We start from the raw sequence: 22,218 nt of genomic DNA, 5'->3' as shown, positions 1-22,218 counted from the left end.
TGAAAGCCAATGCAACATTTAGCGCAAGTTGCAAAGCAAGCGGAATCGCTGCATGACTGGCTTTCAGTCTTTAAGCTTCGTACAATTTCAGTTGCGTTGAGCGAGCGCTTCTTGATGCTGAGCAGGACTGTTAATTTTGAGGTAGTTGCTGCATCGGTTAAAAAGATAGGGGAAATTGCCCCCACAAAAAAGCCTCTTGTGTAACAGGGTTGTTTAGCAAACTCTGTTACACAAGAGGCTTTTTCAAAAAAATTATTGTTATTCAATAACTTATAAGTTGGCGGAGAAAGAGGGATTCGAACCCTCGATACGTTGCCGTATACACACTTTCCAGGCGTGCGCCTTCGACCGCTCGGCCATCTCTCCTAATACATTTTTGGGCTGATCAGCAGATTTAGTGCTTCAGAAATTCATCGCTTCATAGCTTAATCTGCTTTTGTCGCCGTGATAGCGACCACCCAATCCCGACTAGGATAATGGATACACGGTTATTTTGCAATTCGGACGAGTATTTTCTCGGTTATTGGCCTAGGCATTGAATTTCCCATGGGCGTTACTTCCCTAAAAGACAATCCAGTTTAGTCATTGGTTTAGCGCCCGATCAGCCCTTAGTTGTACTCGGTTAACCATATTCTGTCGGATAAATAAACTGTTGAACTTTGCTCTTCAGTGGATCGTGGTCTAAGTTTGCGCAGGAGTTTGCTGGAGAGTGAACTCACATTTTGTCGATGGCCTATCGGAGTGAACGGGGGAGCTCTATGAACGATATTTGTATTTCAAACGAAAAACCAAAAATTCTGATCGTCGATGATGTTCACGAAAACTTGCATACCTTGCTGAATATTTTGCGGCAAGATTATGCGGTGATGGCTGCTACTTCCGGTGAAAAAGCCTTGGAAATCGCCCGGCGCGCGTCGGCTCCGGATTTGATTTTGCTGGATATAAAAATGCCGGAAATGGATGGATACCAGGTGTTGGAATATCTGCGCGATGATCCGGCAACGGCCGAAATCCCGGTCATTTTTGTGACTGCGGCCGCCGAAGTCGGTGACGACGCCAAGGGTATGGCGCTGGGCGCCGACGACTATTTACTCAAGCCCGTAGTGCCTGAGTTGCTTCTAGCTCGGGTTAGACTGCATTTGGAGCTAGCCACCTATCGGAAACGCTATGGCAGACTATAATCGTTGGGGTCAAGCAACGCTGATCTAACTATTTCCTTGGATAATGAACAAAGACAAATCCCTATCGCTCAATCCCAGGCCGACTATTTTGGTGGTAGACGATCTTCCCGAAAATATTCACGGCTTACTCGAAGCACTCAAGGACGATTACGGCATTATGGTGGCGACGGAAGGCATGCGTGCGGTGGAGTTGGCGCAGGGCCCGACGCCGCCTGATTTGGTATTGCTGGACGTCAGAATGCCGGGTATGGATGGCTATGAGGTTTGTCGGCGGCTCAAGAGCGATCCTAGAACCGCGGGTATACCCATTCTCTTCGTGACGATAGTCGAAGCGTCCATCGAAAAAATTCGCGGTTTTTCCATGGGCGCCGCCGATTTCATTACCAAGCCGTTTGATATTGACGAAGTACGGGCCAGGGTCAAAACGCATCTGGAACTGAGCCGCTTACGCCGCGCTCTGGAAGGCCGGGTGAAACGTCTGAGCGAATACCGGCATGCCACCGATGTGTCTAATATCGTATTCCGCACCGATCCGCACGGCGTCATCACTTTTGTAAACGATGCGTTTGTGCAAACCTACGGTTATACCCGCGAGGAGGTTATAGGCAAAACCAGCCGGATTCTCAAAGATCCCGACGCGGCTCCGGGTTTGCATCGGGAGTTATGGAACACGATTCTAGGCGGTGCAATCTGGCGCGGGACCTACAGCAATCTTACTAAAAGTGGCGAGGTGATTTACATCAACAATACCATCGTCCCCATCCTTGACGCCGACGGCTCGATTCGCGAGTTTATATCCACCAGCGTTAATGTCACCCATTTGATCAAACAGGAAGAGTTGATTCGGGAACAGACCACGGATGCGTTAACCGGTTTGCCCAACCGGGTGAAACTGATGCAGGATTTGGCAAACGCCGGTCCGTCGATATTGGGCATGATCAACATCGATCAATTCAAAGCCATCAATGATTTTTACGGTTTGCGCAACGGCGATAAAGTTTTGTTGGAAATTGGCGAGCGTTTGCAAAAAATGAGCGGCGCCGATGCGCAGGCTTACCGCATCGGCGGCGATTTATTTGCTTTGCTCTCCAAAACCGGTGGCGATCCGGGCCGTTTCGAGCAATTGATAGACAGCATTATCAAGCATTTGGAATCGGAAGCGATCGATTGCGGCGAAGACAAGATTAACATCCGCGTGACTGCAGGCATCTGTTCGGGGGCCGACAGTCCTTATACGCATGCGGCGCTGGCGTTGGAGCGCGCCAGGATCGAACGTCGGGATTATTTGATTTATACCGATCAGATGCAGATCAAGTCGCACTACAAGGACAACATCCACTGGAGCCAGAAAATTCGCAGTGCCCTGGCCGACGGCCGCATCGTGCCTTTTTATCAACCCATCATCGACAATCGCAACGGGAAAGTCGTGAAATATGAAGCGCTGATGCGGATGATAGACGAAGAGGGTAATGTCATTCCGCCCAGCTTTCTCGGCGTGGCAAAACGCACCCGGCAATATACCGCCTTGACTCGCACCATCGTCGAACAAGTGGTGAAAGCCTTGCCCGAGTCGGAGGGGGAGATGAGTATCAACTTAACCGTCGAGGATATTATCGATGCCAATACGGTGAGCTTTATTGCCGAAAAACTCTCTCAGCCCGGCGTCGGTTCGCGCATTGTATTGGAGATTACCGAATCTGAAGGTATCGAAAGTTACGAGGAAGTGCGCCAGTTTGTTAATCGCATGAAAGGCTATGGCTGTCACTTTGCGATTGACGATTTCGGTAGCGGCTATTCCAATTTCGTGCATTTGTTGCGGTTAAAGATCGATTACTTAAAGATCGACGGCTCCATCATCATGAATATTATCGACAATCCGGATTCTGAAGTGATTGCCCGCGTCATAGTCGATGCTGCGCGGCGCTTGGGTATGCGCACGGTTGCCGAATTTGTGGGTAGTGCGGAGATCCAAGCCAAGGTCGTTGAGCTGGGTATCGATTTTTCGCAAGGTTTTTATCTGGGCAAACCGGCACCGCTGGGGACGCCCCGCCATGATTGAATCCAACGTGCATCCGGGGGAGGACATGAATCAGTCTGATCCAGGCAACTCAGCTACTAAAGCCGGAATGGAGTTTTAAGATGCGGCCGGTTTTTAATCAACATCCTCTGCGCAAGACGATAACTTGGCAGAGGCTCGTCGGTTTTACGGTCTGCCGGTTATCAAGCGCCGCCAGCGTTCTGCTGACGATAAGCTGTTGGAGCCATCCCGTGCAGGCCGACATCAGTGCGGCGACAATTCGCGGTCAAGTCACGCTGCGAGGGGCTGACACTCAGGCAGGCGCGCAAATCATCGTCACCAGCCTGGAGCGGGGTTTTTCCACGCGGACCTTTTCCCGAGCTGATGGCTCTTATGTGCTGATGGCATTGAAACCCGGCCGTTACCAGCTCAAGGTGTTAGGTTTGGAAGGCCAGCAAAACAGTCAAGAGCTGACGCTGCAAGTGGGGCAGGTGGCTTTGGTAGACGTTGCGTTAGGCGATGATAATAGCGTTGCCGAACAGACGAGTGAGGGCAATTCCGCGGAGTTGGCTACCTATTTAACGCCCGAGCAAATGCAGCGCTTGCCGCAGGTAAACCGCAATTTTCTGAATTATGCCGATCTGGCGCCCGGTGTGAACGTGGTAAACGATGAGAATGGCAGTACTCGCTTGCAAAGCGGCGGGCAGCGGCCGGATAGCGTCAATTTGTTTATCGACGGCGTCAGTCAGAAAAACTATGTGGTCAGGGGGGGCGTAGCCGGCCAGGATTCCAGTCGCGGCAATGTGTTTCCGGAATCGGCCGTTGCCGAATATAAGGTCATTAGCCAGAACTATAAGGCCGAGTACGATCAAGTCGGCGGCGCGGCAATTTCGGTGCAGACCAAATCCGGCGGCAATACCTTTCACGGCGAAACATTTTACGATCATACCAATCAAGATCTGCGCAGCGTCACGCCCGGTGAGCAGCTCGCCGGCGGCAAGCGGGATACCGAGCAAGCGCAATTCGGGGTGACCTTAAGTGGGCCAATAGCCAAGGATGTCGCGCATTTTTTCATGGCGTACGAACGTAAACTCAACGACGATTACGCCAATGTCAGCGCTGGCGACGGCTCCCGCTTACCCCAGCCGTATCAATCGCAACTAGGCCGCGTGAATCGGCCGTTTACGGCTGATTTGTTTTTCGGTAAGTTGGATTGGGCGCTCAACGAGAGCAACTTGATCGAAGTGTCTTTTAAGTTGCGCGACGAAACCGAAACATTGGGCATAGGCGGTGAAAACTCAGAGTCTTACGCGCTGACCAAGGGTAACAGTGAAAAACGCCTGGACTTTAAATATCAATATAGCGCCGAACATTGGGTCAACGAAGCCCGGTTTACTTATGAAGATGCCAATTGGCGGCAACTGCCGGCCACGCAAAGCGCGGGTTTGCAGCTGCGTCGCCTGGACGGCAGTTTGAGCGGGGGAAATCTGAATAGCCGGAGTGTGTTGAATAGCGGCGGCGCGACCAATTATCAGGATAAGGGCCAAAGCGGGCCGGGTTTTCAAGATGATCTAACCTTCAGCGGTTTGGATTGGCATGGCACCCATGTCGTCAAGTTGGGTGCTAAAGTTAAACAGATAGAACTGGGCGCGGTAGAGCGCGATCCTTACCACCCGCAGTTCGGCTTGAATTTAAACAATCCTGCCGGCAACCCGTATCAAGTGCGTTGGGCAACGCCCTTGGCCGGCGGCGGTGACGGTTCCGCCCAATCCGATGTGACGCAATTCGGCGCGTATCTGCAAGACGATTGGAACCCTAATCGACATTTGAGCGTGAACCTGGGCGTCCGCTGGGATTACGAATACAACCCCGGCTATCTAAACCATGTCACGCCGGGCGATGTCAGCAGCGCGCTCCGCAACTGGCGTAACATTCACAACGCGAATACGGGTTACGACATCGAGAACTACCTTAGTAACGGCGCTAACCGGGCGGCCGACAGCAATAATATTGCGCCCAGATTAGGTTTGGCATACGACTTATTCGAAGATCAGCGGCATGTGTTGTTCGGCGGTTACGCTAAAGCCTACGACCGCCATATTTACGACGTGTTGCAACTGGAACGTACCAAGGGCAGTTATCCCAGTTTTAGCGTCAATTTTCAGGGCGACCCCAATTACGATTGCGTGGCCGGCGTCGATTGCATCGCCTGGAATCCCGAATATTTAAACTATACGCCGGCGCAATTGTCCGCACTGACCGGTGTAGGTACGGGTAGCAGCCGGGAAATCAATTTAATGCGCAACAATCTGCGCACGCCCTATGCCAACCAATTTAATATCGGCATGCGCAATCGTTTCGGCGACTGGCATACCGAAGTCAGCGTGTCGCACGTGCACAGTTACAACGGTTTGGTCGGTTTGCTGGGCGGCCGCAATGCCGACGGCAGCTTTTACGCAGCCGGGTCCGGGTTCGGGGGTACCTTTCAGGCCGTGCCTGGCTTTGGGCAATTAATTTTGTTCGATAACGGTGTACAGACCAAAACTAATTCGGTATTTGTCAAAGCCGAAAAACCGTACAGCAAAGACAGCGGCTGGGGTATGACGTTTGCCTACACCTTTACCGATTCCGAGGAAAACAAACCGCAGTCTTTCTTCGATAACAGCAGTTATTTGTTTGAACATCCCAATACCCACACCAATGGCTGGCTGGATACCGCCGGGGTCAGAAAACATAAGCTGGTGACAACCGCCAGTGTCGATTTGCCGTGGGATTTGATTTTTTCCACTAAGCTGACGCTGGCGACCCCGGACACCCGCTCCGGCGTCAACTGTGCAAGCGGTGCTTGCCGTTTTGATACCTTTACGCCGCAAGGTAGCGATTTTATTTTTCCGGGGCAGTGGTGGGGATACAAACAAGTCGACATTGCGCTGATAAAAAGTTTCGATACGCCGCACGACACCCGGATGAAACTGCGCCTGGATGTATTGAATTTATTCGATTTTAAAAATTATGCGGCATTTAACAGCGACTTTGCCTCGCCGAATTTGGGGGCGCCGCTGACTGTGCTGGCCGGACCGAGTTTGACGGTGAAATTGACCGCCCGCCTGGAGTTTTGATGCCGGGCAAGCTAGTGAGCGCGGGTTTATTGTTGTGGGTGTTGCTCAGCAGTTTCGACGCTGCCGCTGCCGACGACATGCTCAACGCCAAAACCAAGGCCAATTACGTGTTCAATTTCACCAAGTTCGTGGAGTGGCCGGCGCTGATGAACGATACGCTGCATGTCTGCATCGTCGGCGCCGAACCTATCGTTAACTTGCTGAGCGAGTTGGCCAGCCGCGATACCAAGGGGCATTTATTGCAAATCTGGTCGGGCATAGACGACCCGCAGATTTGCCAGATTTTGTATATCGACCATGACGCGCCGGAATTGCCAGCCTTGATACAGCAGGTGCGCGGCAATCAGATATTAACTGTCAGCGATGCCGAGGGGTTTGCCGGTCGCGGCGGCTGTATCGGTTTTTATAGCGAAAACGGCCAGATCAAACTGGAAATCAATCCGGACGCCGTGCGCCGTGCGCAATTAAAAGTCAACGCCTTGTTGATGGAAATCGCCCGTATCGTCCGTTAATTCACTCCGGAATCCCATGACAAACCAGGCTGAATTTAAACGCGATCTGACCATAAAAACCAAGCTGGTGCTGATCATGTTGGCAACCAGCATCTTGTCCCTGCTGCTGGCGGGGGCCGGTTTTATTGCCCAGGAACACATGCGGGTAAAAGAGGATATGGGCCGGGATTTGAGTTCTCTGGCTCGTATCATTGCCAATCGCAGTACCGTGGCCTTGTCGTTTAATGACAGCAGCGTCGCCAACGCCACTTTGGCCGCTTTAAGCGTCAAGCAGAGCGTGGTTTCGGCCTGTATTTACGATAGCGCCAATCAGCTGTTTGCACTTTACGACCCCGGCTTGGCCTGTCCGCTGCAACATCCGGAACCTTCGGCTAGCGAGCGGCCGCGATTCGACGATGCCTATTGCACCATAAGCGAAACGATAGCCTTGGACGGTCGTATTTTGGGAAGGGTTTGGATAGCCTCCAGCCTGGCGGAGCTGGATTCATTATGGCGGGATTTTTTGGCTGCGGCGATGGGCATTGTGATGTTATCCGGTCTGTTCGCCTTGCTATTGGCTTCCAGTTTGCAGCAAGTGGTGTCCGGTCCGCTGGTCAGGTTGAAGAAAACCGTCGAAACGATCAACAGTGAAAAGAACTACACCTTGCGCGCCGCACAAGAGAGTAACGATGAATTGGGTGCGCTGATTCAAGCCTTCAACACGATGATAGCCACCATCGAAGCTCGCGATAGCGAACTGTTGGCTTTGAACCGGCAGCTTGCCGAGAACGAAAAACTATTGGCCAGCATCAACGAAGGTCTGGAAGAGCGCGTGGCTGCCCGCACCACGGAGTTGGCGGAAATTAACGCCAAATTGGCGCATAACAGCGTAATGCTGGCCACCGTGCTGGATAGCATGTCGCAGGGCTTGATAGCCTTTGACAGCAACTTAAAGTTATTGGTTTGGAATAAAAAACTCAGCGAGGTGCGCGGTTATCCGGAAAGCATGCTGGCAGTGGGCAGGGACCATGCCGATTTCGTGCAGTTTGATTTAATGGATCCGCAGTTGCGTTTCCGTGATCCCGATACCGAACTGCGGCAATTGCTGGAAGAAATAAGACATTTTCGGCCGCACAATTTTACCCGGCAAAGATTGGACAACCGGGTCATCGAGATCAGCGGCGGGCCGATAGCCGATGGCGGTTTCGTCAGTACTTACGAGGATGTGACCTTACGCAAACAGGCCGAGCTGGCGTTGAAAGAGGCTCGGGACGCCGCCCAGTCAGCCACCCAGACTAAAAGCCAGTTTCTGGCAAATATGTCGCACGAGATTCGCACGCCGATGAACGGCGTGCTGGGTATGTTGCATCTGGCTTTGCAGACCGAATTGACCGCGTCGCAACGCAACTATTTGGCAAAAGCCCACAGTTCCGCACGTACCTTATTGGGGATTCTTAACGATATTCTGGATTTTTCCAAAATCGAGGCCGGTAAATTGGCGCTGGAAGAAACCGAATTTCGCTTCGATAGCGTGGTGGAGCAATTGGCTGACATGATCGGTTACCAAGCCGGCTTGAAAGGTATCGAGTTTCTGATCCGTCACGATCCGCAAATTCCGCCGGTGTTGTTAGGCGATCCCTTGCGTTTCGGCCAGGTGTTGACCAATTTATGCGGCAACGCGCTGAAATTCACCGAAGCCGGTGAATTGGAACTGGCATTCTATTGCCTGGCCAAAACCGATAGCACTATCGATTTGCGGGTATCGGTCAGAGATACCGGCATCGGTATGGCGGAAGACGATCAGAAAAAACTGTTTAAAGAGTTTACCCAAGCCGATCAGGGCACCAGCCGGCGCTTTGGCGGCACAGGTTTAGGCTTGGCCATCTGTAAAACCCTGGTGGAAATGATGCAGGGCCGGATCTGGATCGAGCAGTCGCAATTGGGCCAGGGCACAACCTTTTGTTTTACCGTGCGCTTGGGCGTGGCTAAGGATACTTTGCTGCATCAAGACGCGCTGGAGCAAAGCATAGGCGTGTTGTTGGCCGAGGTGCGGGTATTGGTGGTGGATGACAACGAGGCCTCCCGGGAAATCATCAGCGATATGTTGCGGCCGTTTCAGCTACGGGTGAGCTGTTCGGCCAGTGCGGCCGGGGCGCTGAGAGCGTTGCGGGAGGCGCCGGCCGATCAGCCTTTCGATGTGGTGTTGATGGACTGGAAAATGCCGGGTATGAACGGCGATGAGGCGATCAGGCAGATTCGCGCCGACACCAGCCTGATGCCGCAGCCCAAGATTATCATGGTCACCGCTTACGGCAGCGAAGATGTGATGGTTTTGGCGGGCCGGGCCGGTATCGATGGCTTTTTGATCAAACCGGTATCGCCGTCCTCCCTACTGGATGCGATTTTGTCGGCACTTGGACGTGGCCGGGTGCTTGGGGCGGTGGATAAATTTAAGCAATTGGGCGGGGCGGATATTGCCGGTATCAAACAACTGCAAGGGATTCGGTTGTTACTGGTGGAAGATAACGAAATCAACCGCGAATTTGCCTGCGAATTGCTGCGCAGCCACGAGATTGAGGTTGACGAAGCGGTGAACGGCGAAGAAGCGGTCAGCATGGTTAGGCAGCATCATTACGATGCGGTCTTGATGGACATCCAGATGCCGGTGCTGGACGGCTTGCAAGCCACCGTCAAAATTCGGGCCTTAGCGGAATCCGAGAACGATCAACGTTTTGCAACTATGCCCATCATCGCGATGACCGCCCATGCCATGGCCCGCGATGTCGAGAAAAGCCTGGAGGCAGGTATGAACGATCACGTTACGAAACCGATTGATCCCGACCGGTTATTCAAAGCATTGGCAACCTGGATTCCGCTCACGGCCGACGGCGAACAGAGCCAGGAGGCGGCGCGGATTTATCAAGCTGCCGATTATCCCGAAGATTTACAAACCTTGACCAGTCTGGATATTGTGCAAGGCATACGCCGGATCGGCGGTAATCCGGAGGCCTATCGCAAACAGTTATACCGTTTTAAAGAACACTACCCGGATGCGGTCGCCGAGATTCGCGGCTTGATCAATGCCGGGGAACTCAAACAGGCTGAAGAGCGTTGCCACGCCTTGAAAGGGGTTAGCGGCAATCTGGGGGCGACGGATTTATTCGAAGCCGCCGCCGGTGTGGATATTGTCCTTAAGCAAAATCAAATACCGCCCGCTGAACACTTGCAGTACATGGAAGGATTTTTGCGCCAAGTCATCGGGCAAATTGAGGCCTTGCAAGCACTGGCGAGCAGTCAAGCGCCCGACACGGATCCGCTTGTGACTGGGGTTACCGACGCCGAGATAGCGGCGGATTTACAGACATTGTCGCGATTGCTGGAAAGCGATCTAGGCGCGGCCGAAGCCATGTTGGAGCAATTACAGCGTAGTATGGCCGGTCATCAGTATTTGCCCTTGCTGGAGGACATCGCCAAAAAAATCGACCGATTTGCCATCGACGAGGCACTGGCGCAACTGAGCGAGTTGCTGCAAAAACTCTAACGCCAGCCTAACCCCGGCTTTGCAGCGTGCGGTCGATAACGATGCAATTTAATTTACCTGCCCAGCGTCAATATCTTACAATTCGGTAGCCCACGGCTAAAATAATTACTTAGGAGGATCTCATGTTTAAATTTCGTATGCTGGTTTCTGCGATAGCGCTGGCTAGTTCGATGTCTGTTATGGCGGCGGATGCGCTGCCCACCACGGCGCCAGCGCCTGCCAACAACCCCACAACCCCCGAAAAAGTTGAACTGGGTAAAATGCTATATCACGATCCGCGTCTGTCTTCCACGGGCACCGTTTCTTGCGCGTCTTGTCACAACACCATGCTGGGCGGCGAAGATAACCGGCCCAACTCCATGGGTGTCAACGGCCAAACCGGCGGCCGCAGTGCACCAACGGTCTGGAATGCTGCATTCAACAAAGTGCAATTCTGGGACGGCCGCGCCGACAGTCTGGAAGCGCAAGCGGCAGGTCCAGTCACCAACCCAATTGAAATGGGTATGAAAAGCTGGGATGACGTGGTTGCTCGCTTGAAAACCATCAAAGGCTATCGCCATGCTTTCGAAGTGGCCTTTGGTAGCGATGCCGAAGCTATTACCAAAGACAACGCCACCAAAGCGATTGCCGCCTACGAAAGAACGTTGATTACACCGAATAGCGCCTACGACAAATATGTCAAAGGCGATAAAGACGCCTTGACCGAACAGCAGGAACGCGGCCTGAAAAAAGCAGTGGAACTGGGTTGCACCAGTTGCCACAGTGGTCCGGCCTTTAACGGCCCAGGGGTATTCCAAAAATTCCCTGTTAACCCTAGCGGCTACTTCGAAGCGCAATACCACTTTCAAAAAGACAAAGGCTTGGCTGAAGTCACCAAAAAAGAAAGCGACGAGCACCTGTTTAAAGTTCCGACTCTGCGTAACGTGGCTTTGACCGCACCTTATATGCACAACGGTTCCGTAAAAACCTTGGATAAAGCCGTTTGGTTGATGGGTAAATTGCAATTAAATCAAGAGTTGTCCGATGCTGACGTGGCTGACATCGTCGCGTTTTTGAATGCGCTGACCGGTGAATTCCCAGCGCAAACCATGCCGCAATTGCCAGGAACACCGGGTTCCAGCTTTAACTGAGTTTTATCAGGTAGTTAAAGATTAAGGGGGCCGCAAGGCCCCTTTTTTTGTCAAAATACTTCCCGCACGGGGCACAATACGCAATGTAGATTAAGAGTTTTGGGTACTTTAAGTCGTTTCCATGGCAAAGTCATTGGACGGTTTGCCGGCTTTTGCATGGTGAGAATACGTTGACCCTGATTTTATTTGAAGGGTCGCCAAAGCATATTACCGAACAAGCACCGGCAAGCCGAAAATAATCATTGCGGGAAATATTACCGTTTCCCTGATAGGCAAAGATATGTATAAGCGTATCTTTACCATCTGCTTTGGGGCTTTTTATGAAAAATTACTTAACGATAATATGCCTGGTCATCGCGTCATTTTCATTTCAAGTTAATGCGTCAACTTTAAGTTGGAGCACAATTACCGGTTACGGCCCTATTCTCGGAAGTTTGCAATCAGGTCAAAATTCGCCGCAGGATCTATTCGGCATAGTAACCGGCCTACGTATCGAAACCAATGTGCTTGATGATTGGACTTTTAATTTACACAACAGCAGTCAAGTTAGGGTTTCAGTGAGTTCCCTAGAAGCTAACACTGGGAGTCTGTTATACGCCGTCAACTTGGATGGAAGTCCATTGGCTAAAAGTGCCGGACCTGCCGATGAAGCTTGGTCCTTTGACGGTATATTGACTGCCGGCTCTCACACGATAAATATTCTGGGTATCGCCATTTCCCTGGAGAGCACAAGTGGCTACCAAGTTAATGTTAGCGCCATGAATGCAGTTGTTCCTATCCCGGCGGTTGGGTGGGTTTTCAGCTTTTTTCTGTTTTATATGTTCCGAAATATGCCGCGCCGTCGAGGTTATTGATGCTGGGTATAACAAATGGATGCAATCTTTCCGCTGTCTCCGCGGGACCAACAAAGACTCTGAACGCCGGTAAGGATTTGTGTTCCGTTGCCACTTCAGGTAGTTGGATATTGCAAAGCTTCTACGACAAAACCGCTGATATTTCTGCGGCGTTTTGCGATTGAGTCTTCGGGCGGTAAGTCCAATAGACTTTTGATTTTCAGCTAAGCAAAAGCTGACAATTTTAGGATTGGCGATTAAATCGCTCCCGCATTTGCGGGAGCGCATTGCTTAAAGTAGCGTAACTTTGAGTCCTATCACTTCACTTTCTACGGGAATGCCTCTGTCTATTTCGCAATAGAACAGACGGATTCCTAAGGCTGGCAGCAAATTTTAGCTGGCTTGGCCGGCGGCAGTCGCTTCCGGTACTTCGATTAAACGGCCGGTTTTGACGTCGTAAACATAACCGTAAACCGGAATATCGCTAGGCACCAACGAATGGGCTTTAATGCGTTTCACATCTTCCAACACGCTTTCGGCTTGATTTTTGATGGTCAACCAGTTGATATATTTACCGTCTGTAGAGCCAGGGCCAACACCGCTGTCGTGCCAGCCGGTGGCATCGACACTGGCGGTTTTCAAACTGCTGGCGAGCAAGTCGCTCATGATGTCGTTGGTAAAGGTTTCCATACCGCAGTCGGTGTGATGAATCACAAACCATTCCTTGGTGCCGAGTAATTTGTAGGAAATAACCAGGGAGCGAATCGCGTCGTCGCTGGCGCGGCCACCGGCGTTGCGAATCACATGCGCGTCGCCTTCCGATAAACCGGCGTATTTAGCGGGATCCAGTCGGGCATCCATACAGGTCAGAATGGCAAACTGACGAGCGGGGGGCATAGCCAAATCGCCTTTGGTGAAGCTGGATACATAATCGCGGTTGGCTAACAGTACTTCGTTGTGAATTTTGCTCATAAAAACCTCGGTGGGTAAAAAAACGTCTGGCCTGAACAGCAAACCAGACGAGGTAACGACTATCTCCGGGCGGCATTGTAGCCAAGCGGAATCCTGGTTTAAAGACGCTAATTGGTTTATAAAATATAAACCTTAAGTTTATAGTGAAGGCGTCATGGACAAGTTTAACAACATGCGGGTATTTTGCCGAATCGTCGAGTTAGGGACTTTTTCTGCGGTAGCGAAGGAGTTAAAGCTATCGACGATGATGATTAGCAAGTATATCGCCCAACTCGAAGCATCCCTGGGTGTGGTATTGCTGCATCGGACTACGCGCAGCCTAAGCCTGACCAGTGCCGGCGAAGCCTACTACAACCGCAGCAAGCAATTGCTGGAAGATTTGGCCGATTTGGAAGCATCCACCGCACAATTGGGCGAGCGGGTGAAAGGCACCATCAAGATCAGCGCACCCATCGATTTTGGTGGCATGTACATGGTGCCAGCCATAGAAGCGTATTTGCAGCGCTACCCGGAAGTGAAGATTTTAATGTCGCTGGATAACAAGCCGCCGAATTTGCGGGTCGGCAGTATCGACATTTCCCTGTTGGTGACTGACACCCTAGACCCCGGCGTAGTGGCGCGCAAGATTGCCGAGACCGAATTGTGCACCTATGCCGCGCCGGCCTACCTGGCGGAAAAAGGCTGCCCGCAGAGCATAGACGAGCTGAACAAGCATCAATGCTTACACTACGTGGATACCCCGCATGGCGAATTTTGGTTGTTTGATGTTGACGGCGAATTAAAAAAAATCAAATCCGATTGGGTATTGGCATCCAACAACGGGCGCGCATTGTGCCAGGCGGCGGCCCTGGGGATGGGTATTGTGCAAGCGCCTAGATTGTCGGTCGCACCGTATTTAAAAAGCGGCGAACTCATAGAAATCCTCAGCCAATACCGCCGTCCGGCCATCGCCATTTATGCTACCTATCTGCAACGGCGGTTTTATCCAGCCAAGTTGACGACGTTTATTGACTTTTTGTTGGAGTATTTTGAGCGGTAGTGGATTTTGGGTAAGCATATCAAGTGAAAATCCCTAAGAATTTAGATACGCACCGCGTACCTATTGGCTAGGCTTGCTTCCTCAAGCCAATTCAAAGACATCAAACTGTTCATGTGCCGACGTAAAATTGTCCGCAATCACTGGATACATAAAGAATTGCATGATGCACCGAGAGTTTTAGCCAACGTGGCAGATGACGCTCCGCTCAAAGCATTTAGGCTCGCGAACGTGGTCTTTTGCTATTGTCGAAAACTTTTTTAGCTTACGCGCAAGCCTGCCAAGCTGGCAAATAAACCTAAAAGCCTTCCGGGCGAGGCAAATTGATTTGCCCGTCCGGCAAAACGCCTAGCGCGCAACTCGTTTGAGCTTGTGCATGAGGTATTTTGCTATCGTCGCAATCCTTTTTACCTTGCGCGCAAGCCTGCCCAGCCTGGCGATTAAAACTAAAAGCCTTGCGAGCGAGGCAAATTCATTCGCCAGTAAAGCAGAATGCCTCGCGCGCAAAGGGATTAGGCTCGCACACGAGGTATTTTGCTATTGTCGCAAAGCTTTCTTTATTAATCGCCAGCTTACTAAGCCAGGCGGCAACGTGTTTTAGTTTGAGTCCGAGCGAACGGGGTTTGCGCGAATAGCTCAATGCGATTAGCGCGAGGCGTCGAGGCCCGAATGAGGGGGAAATTCCGAACGCCCCAAAGAAAAATCATGCTCGGCCCTACCCATCGCCCTGGACTTGAATGCAATTGATCCATGTATTGTTGGCAGGCTTGCGCGGTTACCGGTCATAGGCAGACGGTTGGTTTTTCTGACGAAGGTCTGTTGATTGACCTATAGCTGTTAGCGGTAATCTCAAATTGTATAGGTTGTGCCGAGCCATGCGAGGCGCAATGATCGCGAACGGTGCGCCTAACGGCGGCACCCTATAGTCAGCGCACCTTATGGCCTTGTTCGTTTGCCAGCATATAATCGTCCACAGTCGTAGGATGCATAAGCGATAGCGTCATGCATTGAGAGGTATCATAAAGCGTTAGATATGAAATCTATTAACTCACTAATATCTAGTTGTTTTGCGTTTAAATTATAAACATGCGTGACACCAATATTGTGTATTTCCTTTAATAGCTCATCGCTAGTAAAAGCAAAAGGATCAGGCCTATTTTCTCTATAGCGAGTCAAACCAGAATGTGTGTTTTTCAATAAATACCAATCACCGTATTCATCAGATTCTGAGGACACCAAAATAATATTCAAACCCGTCCTATCTGAACACTCTACTCCACCCCAAGCCATAACTGCCTTACCTTGCATGGTAGGTTTAGTAATGTAAAGTCTTTTATCCCCCCACATATCATTTGCATAGCGGCTAAGTACGTCTGACTCAGTTAGGGGATGAAACCATATGTTGACGGTTTTACTTTCAAAAATAATTTTACAAGTCAAATCGCTCCTTCCTGAAATTGCAGAAAGTCTCATTTCAACGCCTGATCCTGAAACCTTGTTGAAATTATCAACAAAATCGCCGATAGGCTGAAACACCTCATTTCTAAATTGAAAACTTAAAATATCATTTTTTCGTTGCAACTCTTTGTCCCTTAACTGTTGTTCTGACAATGCTTTTTCAGCTTCCAGATCTTTTGAGATCTTATTTTTCAGTATTTTGTCAATTGCCGATTTATGATCACCAACATTTTGAACGGAACAGATAAGATCTTTTCTTACGCAATCCCAAGTTTTGTAGCGATCACCAGGTCTTTTTGCCATTAATTTTTTAACGACAGACGCAACTTTTGGTGAAATATTTGCATTCGCTTCATTTAAGGCTCTAGGGACAATGGTGAGGTGTGCTTGCTCCCAGTTACTCTGGGCACCAAAAGCATGACTTAAAGCTGCTATTTGATAAAAAACATGCCCTATCGAGTACATATCCATTTGAATTGTATTGGTTTCAGCCCGATAAGCTTCTGGTGCAATGTACGGCTCAGTACCCCATCCCTTGAAGGTTTTCGAGCGTGTTTTTTCTTCAGCTATTTTTGCTAAGCCAAAATCTGCTATTTTAAAAACCCCATTATCTATAAATATGTTGTCTGGTTTTATGTCTCGGTGAACTAGTATTTCATTGACAGCTTCCATTCCATCGATAATTTGATGAAAAATTTCCAAGCAAGCATCTTCATCCAATAAGCAAGTCTGATGTTTCAAAAAATCTTCTAGGGAGCCATCATTAGCTAATTCGGTGATAATGTATGGTGTTCTAGGATCTGATAAACCGTCGTGAAAGCCGTGATAACGAATCGTATTTTTGTGAGATATTTTTTTTGCTTTTTCCCACTCATTTATTAGAGAGCGGTGATTATTGTCATCAGGAAGATAATGTTGTAAAGACTTCAGCGCGAATTTAGAGTCTCCGGCCTTTTCTTCAATTAAGAAAACATGTCCCATTCCACCTTGGCCTAAGAATTTTGAGATAAGGTATTCTTTACCTTCAAATTTGACACAATCATTAACTCTAAACATTTTTATTCCTAGGCGTTTGCTTATCCATGCTTGAATTTTCCATATAACTATTAATTAGATTGTTTCAGTATTTTTAATAAAAATACTCTTTGAAACAAAAATATTTTGATATGCATATAGTTTCCTCTTCTATATATCATCGGTGACAAAAAATTATCTGGTAATCATCCAATTGCAGCCCGCTCCGATCAGAAATGGCGTAATCGGAGGAGTGTTGGCTTCGAAATGCGATTAAGCAAGCTAAGCGCACGATTGAACGGCGGCTTATCTGTCTTTTCTTGTTTGTTCAAGTCAATCGCCATCAATCCAGCTTTCCAGCAACTTTTGATGTTCACTCAAGCCAGGTAAACCCGGCCTAGCGCCAATTTTGGTGCAGCAAAACGCGCCGGCGGCGCTGGCGTATTGTAGTAACTCTATCCAATCCATCCCATTTGCAAGGCCCACGGCAAAGGCGCCGTGAAAGGCGTCGCCGGCACCGGTGGTGTCTATGGCGACGATAGGCGGGGCGTTTAAACTACCGCGCTCCTGGCCACGTTGCCAGATCAAGCCGCGTTCGCCCAGGGTAATGACTACCACCGGGGCAATTTGCGCCAGTTTGGATAAGGCCAGGTTTTCATCGCCGGCATATTGCACGGCAAACTTTTCCGAGCAGACCAGATATTCGACTTTACCCATCAGAGCCAAAGTACCGTCGTGCAGCGAGCCGGCATCCAACACCGATGGTACCGGGTGGGTTAACTGATTCAGTAAGCGCAGGGAAATATGCGGTTCATGACCATCGAACAACAGCACTTTAGCTGCTAAGTCGTCAAAGTCTATTGCTGTGGCGGGCCGGGCGCTGGTTTGTCCTTTGTAATTGATTAAGGCGCGTTGGCCGTTCGGTTTGACCAGCACCGTGGATAGCGGCGTTGGCGACGCGCCGCGTACAACAAGCTGGGTATCGACACCGTTTTCTTGCAACTCCCGCAAATGACTGTCGCCATACACATCATGACCCAAATAGCCGCAAAAGCCGGCTTTGCCGCCCAATTTGGCGACGGTGATGGCGGCGTTGGCAGCAGGTCCGCCGCCAACGCCCAGCAAGTCGTCGGCGACGATTTTTTCATCGGCGCCGGGATGACGCGGCACCGAAAACACCAGATCGTAACTGGCATGGCCGATACAAAGCACGTCGAGCGGATTGATTGTCATTGCGCGACTCCTTTGCTGCGATTATCCATCCGCCGCAGGAATTCGCTCATGATGGCTTTATACAATTCGTCGCCCAGATATTTGTCTTCCACACCGCTGTCGATGCTGGGGTTGTCGTTGACCTCAATGACATAGCCTTTGCCCTTGATTTCCTTGACATCGACGCCGTACAAGCCGTTACCGATCGGTTGCGTGGCCCGTAATGCCGCGTCCAGCACGCCTTTGGGTACTTCGAAAGTGGGCAGGGTGTCGAAATTGCCGCTGTCGGTGCGTTTGGCGCCGTGCCGGTAAATCTGCCAATGGTTTTTCACCATGAAGTAGCGGCAGGCGTACAAAGCCTTTTGATTGAAAATACCGATGCGCCAATCAAAATCGGTGTACAAAAACTCCTGAGCCAGCAACAGCGCCGATTGCTCGAATAACTCGGCGACTTTGCTTTCCAGTTCCTGACGGTTGTGCACTTTGACGATGCCGCGCGAGAACGAGCCATCGGGAATTTTGATCACCACCGGATAACCGGCGCTGGCTTCCAAGTTATCGAGATGTTGGGTATTGCCTTTGTGCAAGATCCAGGTTTTGGGAGAGGGGACTTTGTGGGTGCGAAACAAGTCTGCGAGATAGACTTTATTAGCGCAGCGCAAAATGGAGGTGGGATCGTCGATGACGACCAAACCTTCTGCTTCCGCTTTTTTCGCGAAACGGTAGGTGTGATGGTCGATGGCGGTAGTTTCGCGAATGAACAAACCATCAAATTCCGGCAGGCGGCCGTAATGATTCAAGGTAATCAGTTCTACATCAATACCCAGTTGCCGGCCGGCATCGATAAATTTTTTCAGCGCACCGCGATTGCTGGGCGGTAATTGTTCGGAGGGGTTGATCAGAATGGCCAAATCGTAACGCGCGGTTTTTCGGGTCCGGCTTTTTCGCCAGACCTTTTTGCTGAAGCGATCCAGCGCATCGGCGAACAAAGTCTGCATGGCATCGTCCAATTGCTTGGGGGAGACGGCTTTTAGATCGGTGATTTGCCATTGCTGCTCAAAGCGCAAGCTGATTTCCAAAATCGGGCAGGCGAAACGCTCAAACAATAGCCGCGCCAGTTCTTGAAAAGCCGGTTCCGGCGTGGTGCCGAAATAGCTGTGCAGGGTAAATTCGCCGTTCTTGTTTTGATGTTTGAACGCCCGCGCCAGTGGCTGGTTTAAGTCTTCCAGTTGCAAGCGGTACAAGGCATTCTTGCCCAGGTCGTTGATGACTTTAACCGACGGAATCACATGATGATTGCGGGCCTCGGCCAGTAGCGAGCAATAATAGCCGTCAGATAAATAGGTGTAGCTGCTGCACAGATTGATCACCCGCACCCGCTGATCGGGATCGGTTTGCTCACTGGCCAGATAGTCTTCAAAGCTGACGACCTGATCACTAGGGTAATAAGGATTCCAATCCGAAAGGTCGTCGACGACCAACAGCGTGCTTGCCATGGTAAAAAATGCCCGAAAGGTTTGTGTTGGGCGGGGATTTTGAAACCACTCGGGTTTTAAGACAAGCCGAATTCTGCAATTCCCTCTGCTGCTGCCTATTGCTTGCGGCTGAGGGGTTTGCCACACTGTACCATCACCGTCTCCGAACAAGTTGAGTATGCAGATGAGTTTGTCCCCCTACGGCACCGAAATCGATACCCGCGTTTTCCCGGCTAGTTATGCCAATGCACGCCAGGCTTGGTTGTCGCTCATCGCTCAGATAGAACAGCCGCTGCGGCACGAGATTTATCAATGCGCCGGACTGGGGCCGGACGGCGAATCTTTGCTGACCGATACCGCCTGGATAGGCGATGAACAAGCAGAAAATGTGGTGGTGTGCCTTGCCGCGACGCACGGCGTGGAAGGCTTTGCGGGCAGCGCGATTCAGCTTGATCTGCTGCACGGTTTAAGCAAACGCCAGCTGGACATTCCCAATGATACGGTGCTATTGCTGGTTCACGCCTTAACGCCCTGGGGCTATGCCTGGTCGCGGCGCTGCGACGGCGACGGTGTGGATTTGAATCGCAATGCGGTCGATTTTTCCCAGCCCTTGCCGGAGAACCCGGATTACGACAAGTTGCGGGAATGTTTATTCGTGGCGGGTGTGGGGCAAAGACAGCAGGCGTTTGCTGATTTTAGCCGGCAATACGGCCGAGTCGCGCTGGAAAAAGCCATCAGCGGCGGCCAATACCGCGACCCGTCCGGGCCGTTTTACGGTGGCCGGGCGCCGGCGCATGGCCGGCTGGTCTGCGAGGATTTGATCAATCGGCACGGTCTGGCTAAACGCCGTGTGGCCGTGGTGGATTTGCATACTGGTCTGGGTCCTTACGGTTACGGGGAAATTATCTGCGATCATCTGCCCGACAGTGCCGGGGCAGCGGTCGCGCAACACTGGTACGGCGATTCGGTTACTTTGCCGCTGGCGGGCACGTCAAGCTCGGTACCCAAACTGGGTTTATTAGATTATCTGTGGCACGCCAACATGAATCCGCAAAGTTGTTATGTCACGCTGGAGTTTGGCACTTACAGCACCGACCACTTGTTTGAAGTGTTGCTGCGCGATCATCAACTCTGGGCTGCCGAGGATATTAACGATCAGCGTTTTGCGCACAGTATGGTGATGCGCCAGCATTTCTGTCCCAACGACAACGCCTGGCAGGAAATGGTGTTGTTTCGCGCGCGGCAGGTTCTGGGTCAGGCGCTGCGCGGAGTGTCCTCGTGACAGCTTTAGCCACTGAGTTGGCGGTGCGTCCGGCGCAAAGCGCCGATCTGGAGGGCTTGGTGGCTTTGGAAAATGCTAGCTTTGCCACCGATAAATTAAGCCGGCGCAGTTTTCGGCATTGGTTAAGTTCCGATCATCGCGCCCTGTTACTGGCGGAATGGGCGGGCCTGGTGGTTGGCTATATTTTGATCATTTATCATCCCGGTACCCGTTTGGCGCGGATTTATTCGCTAGCCGTTTCCCCACAGTTACGTGGCAAGGGTATTGCTAAGACCTTGATGCTGGCCGGCGAGCAAGCCGCGAACGACGACGGTCGCCTGTATCTGCGCCTGGAGGTCAGCGTGGATAACACGCCGGCCATCTGCCTTTACGAGGCGCTGGGCTTCCAAAAATTTGGTTTGTACCGCGACTATTACCAAGACCATAAAGATGCGTTGCGCTACCAAAAGCGCATCCGCCGTTATCGTGATACGCCGCAGCATCGTTCGGTGCATTGGCTGCGGCAAACCACGCCGTTTACTTGCGGCCCGGCGGCGTTGATGATGGCGATGCACGCGCTGAATAAAACGTATTTGCCGTCTCGCGAGCAGGAAATCGAACTCTGGCGCGAAGCGACGACGATTTTCATGACTTCCGGACATGGCGGTTGCCATCCCATAGGTTTGGCCCTAGCCGCCAAACGCCGGCAGTTTTCGGTGGAAGTATGGATCAATCAAACCGGCTCCTTGTTTATCGACAGTGTGCGCAGCGAGGATAAAAAACAGATCGTCGAGTTAGTCGATACCTGTTTCAAGCGTGAAGCGGCGGGGCAGGGCGTGGCGATACATTATGCCAATGTCACGCAAAACGACTTGATAGCCGCGTTCGAAGCCGGGGCAATACCTTTAATTTTGATCAGCACCTTTTCGATGGACCGCAAAAAAGCCCCGCATTGGGTGGTGATGAGCGGCTTTGATAAGGATTGTTTGTACATGCATGATTCCGACCCGGATGACGGCCGGCAGAATGAGTTGGATTGCCAGTTTATTCCCATCGCCCGTGAGGATTTCGACCGCATGTCCTGTTTCGGCAAGTCGCGCTTGCGGACCGCGGTCATTGTTTGGCCGGGTGCTTAGTTCGAGCTTCTCATTCTCAGCTGCTTGCGCAAGCGTTACAATTGCCTTAGCAACTATTTATTCACGAGACTTTAATTCATGAACAACCAGCATCACGACGACAGCAAGAAAGTTAAAAATATTGCCGCAGTTTTGTACCTATTGGTGCTGACTTTTCTGGTCGGCGGTTCTTATTTGCATCAGCAGAGCGCGGATAGTGCTCAAGTCCCGGCAACGACAGCCGCGCAACCTTAAATTTCGCCCGATCAGCATTTTCGGAAGCGTCTCGCTGCACCAAAATTGACATCGCCTTGCAACAACAGTACCTTAGCCGGCTTTCTTTTAGAAGCCGTCTTTAAAATT

The 22,218-nt window shown here is 51.0% G+C and carries 16 protein-coding genes and 1 tRNA gene; 12 read left to right on the top strand and 5 right to left on the bottom strand.

What is annotated here, in order from left to right; translation table 11 throughout:
* The first annotated feature begins 9 nt into the window (after positions 1-9).
* On the top strand, positions 10-204 hold the full coding sequence (locus JL719_RS14600; RefSeq protein ID WP_033158110.1) for a hypothetical protein: 195 nt from the start codon (positions 10-12) through the stop codon (positions 202-204).
* A gap of 74 nt (positions 205-278) precedes the next feature.
* Here JL719_RS14600 and JL719_RS14595 read toward each other — a convergent pair.
* Positions 279-366 (bottom strand) — tRNA-Ser (locus JL719_RS14595).
* 392 nt (positions 367-758) lie between these two features.
* On the opposite strand from JL719_RS14595, the gene JL719_RS14590 reads away from it, so the two are divergent.
* The 7 genes from JL719_RS14590 to JL719_RS14560 all read left to right on the top strand — a co-directional run bounded on the left by JL719_RS14590 (position 759) and on the right by JL719_RS14560 (position 12,333).
* Positions 759-1,181 (top strand): response regulator, encoded by a 423-nt coding sequence (locus JL719_RS14590; protein ID WP_033158109.1) that lies wholly within the window; start codon positions 759-761, stop codon positions 1,179-1,181.
* 43 nt (positions 1,182-1,224) lie between these two features.
* Positions 1,225-3,240, top strand: a complete 2,016-nt coding sequence (locus tag JL719_RS14585) for a GGDEF/EAL domain-containing response regulator (RefSeq protein WP_051670247.1) — start codon at positions 1,225-1,227, stop codon at positions 3,238-3,240.
* Between the two features lie 209 nt (positions 3,241-3,449).
* Positions 3,450-6,317, top strand: coding sequence for a TonB-dependent receptor (locus JL719_RS14580; RefSeq protein ID WP_165385967.1), 2,868 nt, complete (start codon positions 3,450-3,452; stop codon positions 6,315-6,317).
* A complete protein-coding gene (locus JL719_RS14575) occupies positions 6,317-6,829 on the top strand; it encodes a YfiR family protein (protein ID WP_033158108.1) in 513 nt (170 codons plus the stop codon). The genes JL719_RS14580 and JL719_RS14575 overlap by 1 nt, the downstream gene beginning before the upstream one ends.
* 16 nt (positions 6,830-6,845) lie before the next feature.
* Entirely contained in the window at positions 6,846-10,349 is a 3,504-nt protein-coding gene (locus JL719_RS14570) for a response regulator (protein ID WP_051670242.1), read from the top strand.
* Between the two features lie 122 nt (positions 10,350-10,471).
* Complete coding sequence (locus tag JL719_RS14565; RefSeq protein WP_033158107.1) at positions 10,472-11,479, top strand: cytochrome-c peroxidase; 1,008 nt, start codon at positions 10,472-10,474, stop codon at positions 11,477-11,479.
* Positions 11,480-11,799: 320 nt separating this feature from the next.
* Complete coding sequence (locus JL719_RS14560) at positions 11,800-12,333, top strand: hypothetical protein (protein ID WP_033158106.1); 534 nt, start codon at positions 11,800-11,802, stop codon at positions 12,331-12,333.
* A 372-nt stretch (positions 12,334-12,705) separates the two neighbouring features.
* On the opposite strand, the gene JL719_RS14555 is transcribed toward JL719_RS14560, so the two are convergent.
* Positions 12,706-13,284 (bottom strand): beta-class carbonic anhydrase, encoded by a 579-nt coding sequence (locus JL719_RS14555; protein ID WP_033158105.1) that lies wholly within the window; start codon positions 13,282-13,284, stop codon positions 12,706-12,708.
* 154 nt (positions 13,285-13,438) lie between these two features.
* On the opposite strand from JL719_RS14555, the gene JL719_RS14550 reads away from it, so the two are divergent.
* Positions 13,439-14,323: a LysR family transcriptional regulator gene (locus tag JL719_RS14550; protein WP_033158104.1), complete on the top strand. Its 885-nt coding sequence runs from the start codon at positions 13,439-13,441 to the stop codon at positions 14,321-14,323.
* 1,014 nt (positions 14,324-15,337) lie between these two features.
* Here the strand turns inward: JL719_RS14550 and JL719_RS14545 are convergent.
* The 3 genes from JL719_RS14545 to JL719_RS14535 form a co-directional block, all read right to left on the bottom strand.
* A complete protein-coding gene (locus JL719_RS14545; RefSeq protein ID WP_033158102.1) occupies positions 15,338-16,834 on the bottom strand; it encodes a serine/threonine-protein kinase in 1,497 nt (498 codons plus the stop codon).
* A 291-nt stretch (positions 16,835-17,125) separates the two neighbouring features.
* Positions 17,126-18,025: a carbohydrate kinase family protein gene (locus tag JL719_RS14540; protein ID WP_033158101.1), complete on the bottom strand. Its 900-nt coding sequence runs from the start codon at positions 18,023-18,025 to the stop codon at positions 17,126-17,128.
* The gene (locus JL719_RS14535; protein WP_033158100.1) at positions 18,022-19,500 is read right to left on the bottom strand and encodes a RimK family ATP-grasp domain-containing protein; all 1,479 of its coding nucleotides are present in this window, start codon (positions 19,498-19,500) and stop codon (positions 18,022-18,024) included. The genes JL719_RS14540 and JL719_RS14535 overlap by 4 nt, the downstream gene beginning before the upstream one ends.
* A gap of 163 nt (positions 19,501-19,663) precedes the next feature.
* Here JL719_RS14535 and JL719_RS14530 point away from each other — a divergent pair, with 163 nt between their 5' ends.
* From JL719_RS14530 to JL719_RS14520, 3 genes are all read left to right on the top strand, one after another.
* Positions 19,664-20,761, top strand: coding sequence for a DUF2817 domain-containing protein (locus tag JL719_RS14530; protein WP_033158158.1), 1,098 nt, complete (start codon positions 19,664-19,666; stop codon positions 20,759-20,761).
* Positions 20,758-21,876 carry a GNAT family N-acetyltransferase/peptidase C39 family protein gene (locus tag JL719_RS14525; RefSeq protein WP_084153372.1) on the top strand — a complete coding sequence of 373 codons (1,119 nt, stop codon included), beginning with the start codon at positions 20,758-20,760 and terminating at the stop codon, positions 21,874-21,876. Before JL719_RS14530 ends, JL719_RS14525 begins: the two co-directional genes overlap by 4 nt.
* A gap of 78 nt (positions 21,877-21,954) precedes the next feature.
* On the top strand, positions 21,955-22,110 hold the full coding sequence (locus JL719_RS14520; protein ID WP_165385966.1) for a hypothetical protein: 156 nt from the start codon (positions 21,955-21,957) through the stop codon (positions 22,108-22,110).
* Positions 22,111-22,218: the final 108 nt, after the last annotated feature.

It is taken from the genome of Methylomonas sp. LW13, from assembly GCF_016865255.1.
GTDB lineage: Bacteria > Pseudomonadota > Gammaproteobacteria > Methylococcales > Methylomonadaceae > Methylomonas.
The sequence above is the reverse complement of the archived record's forward strand: the minus strand, read 5'-3'. Positions and strand labels throughout refer to the sequence as shown.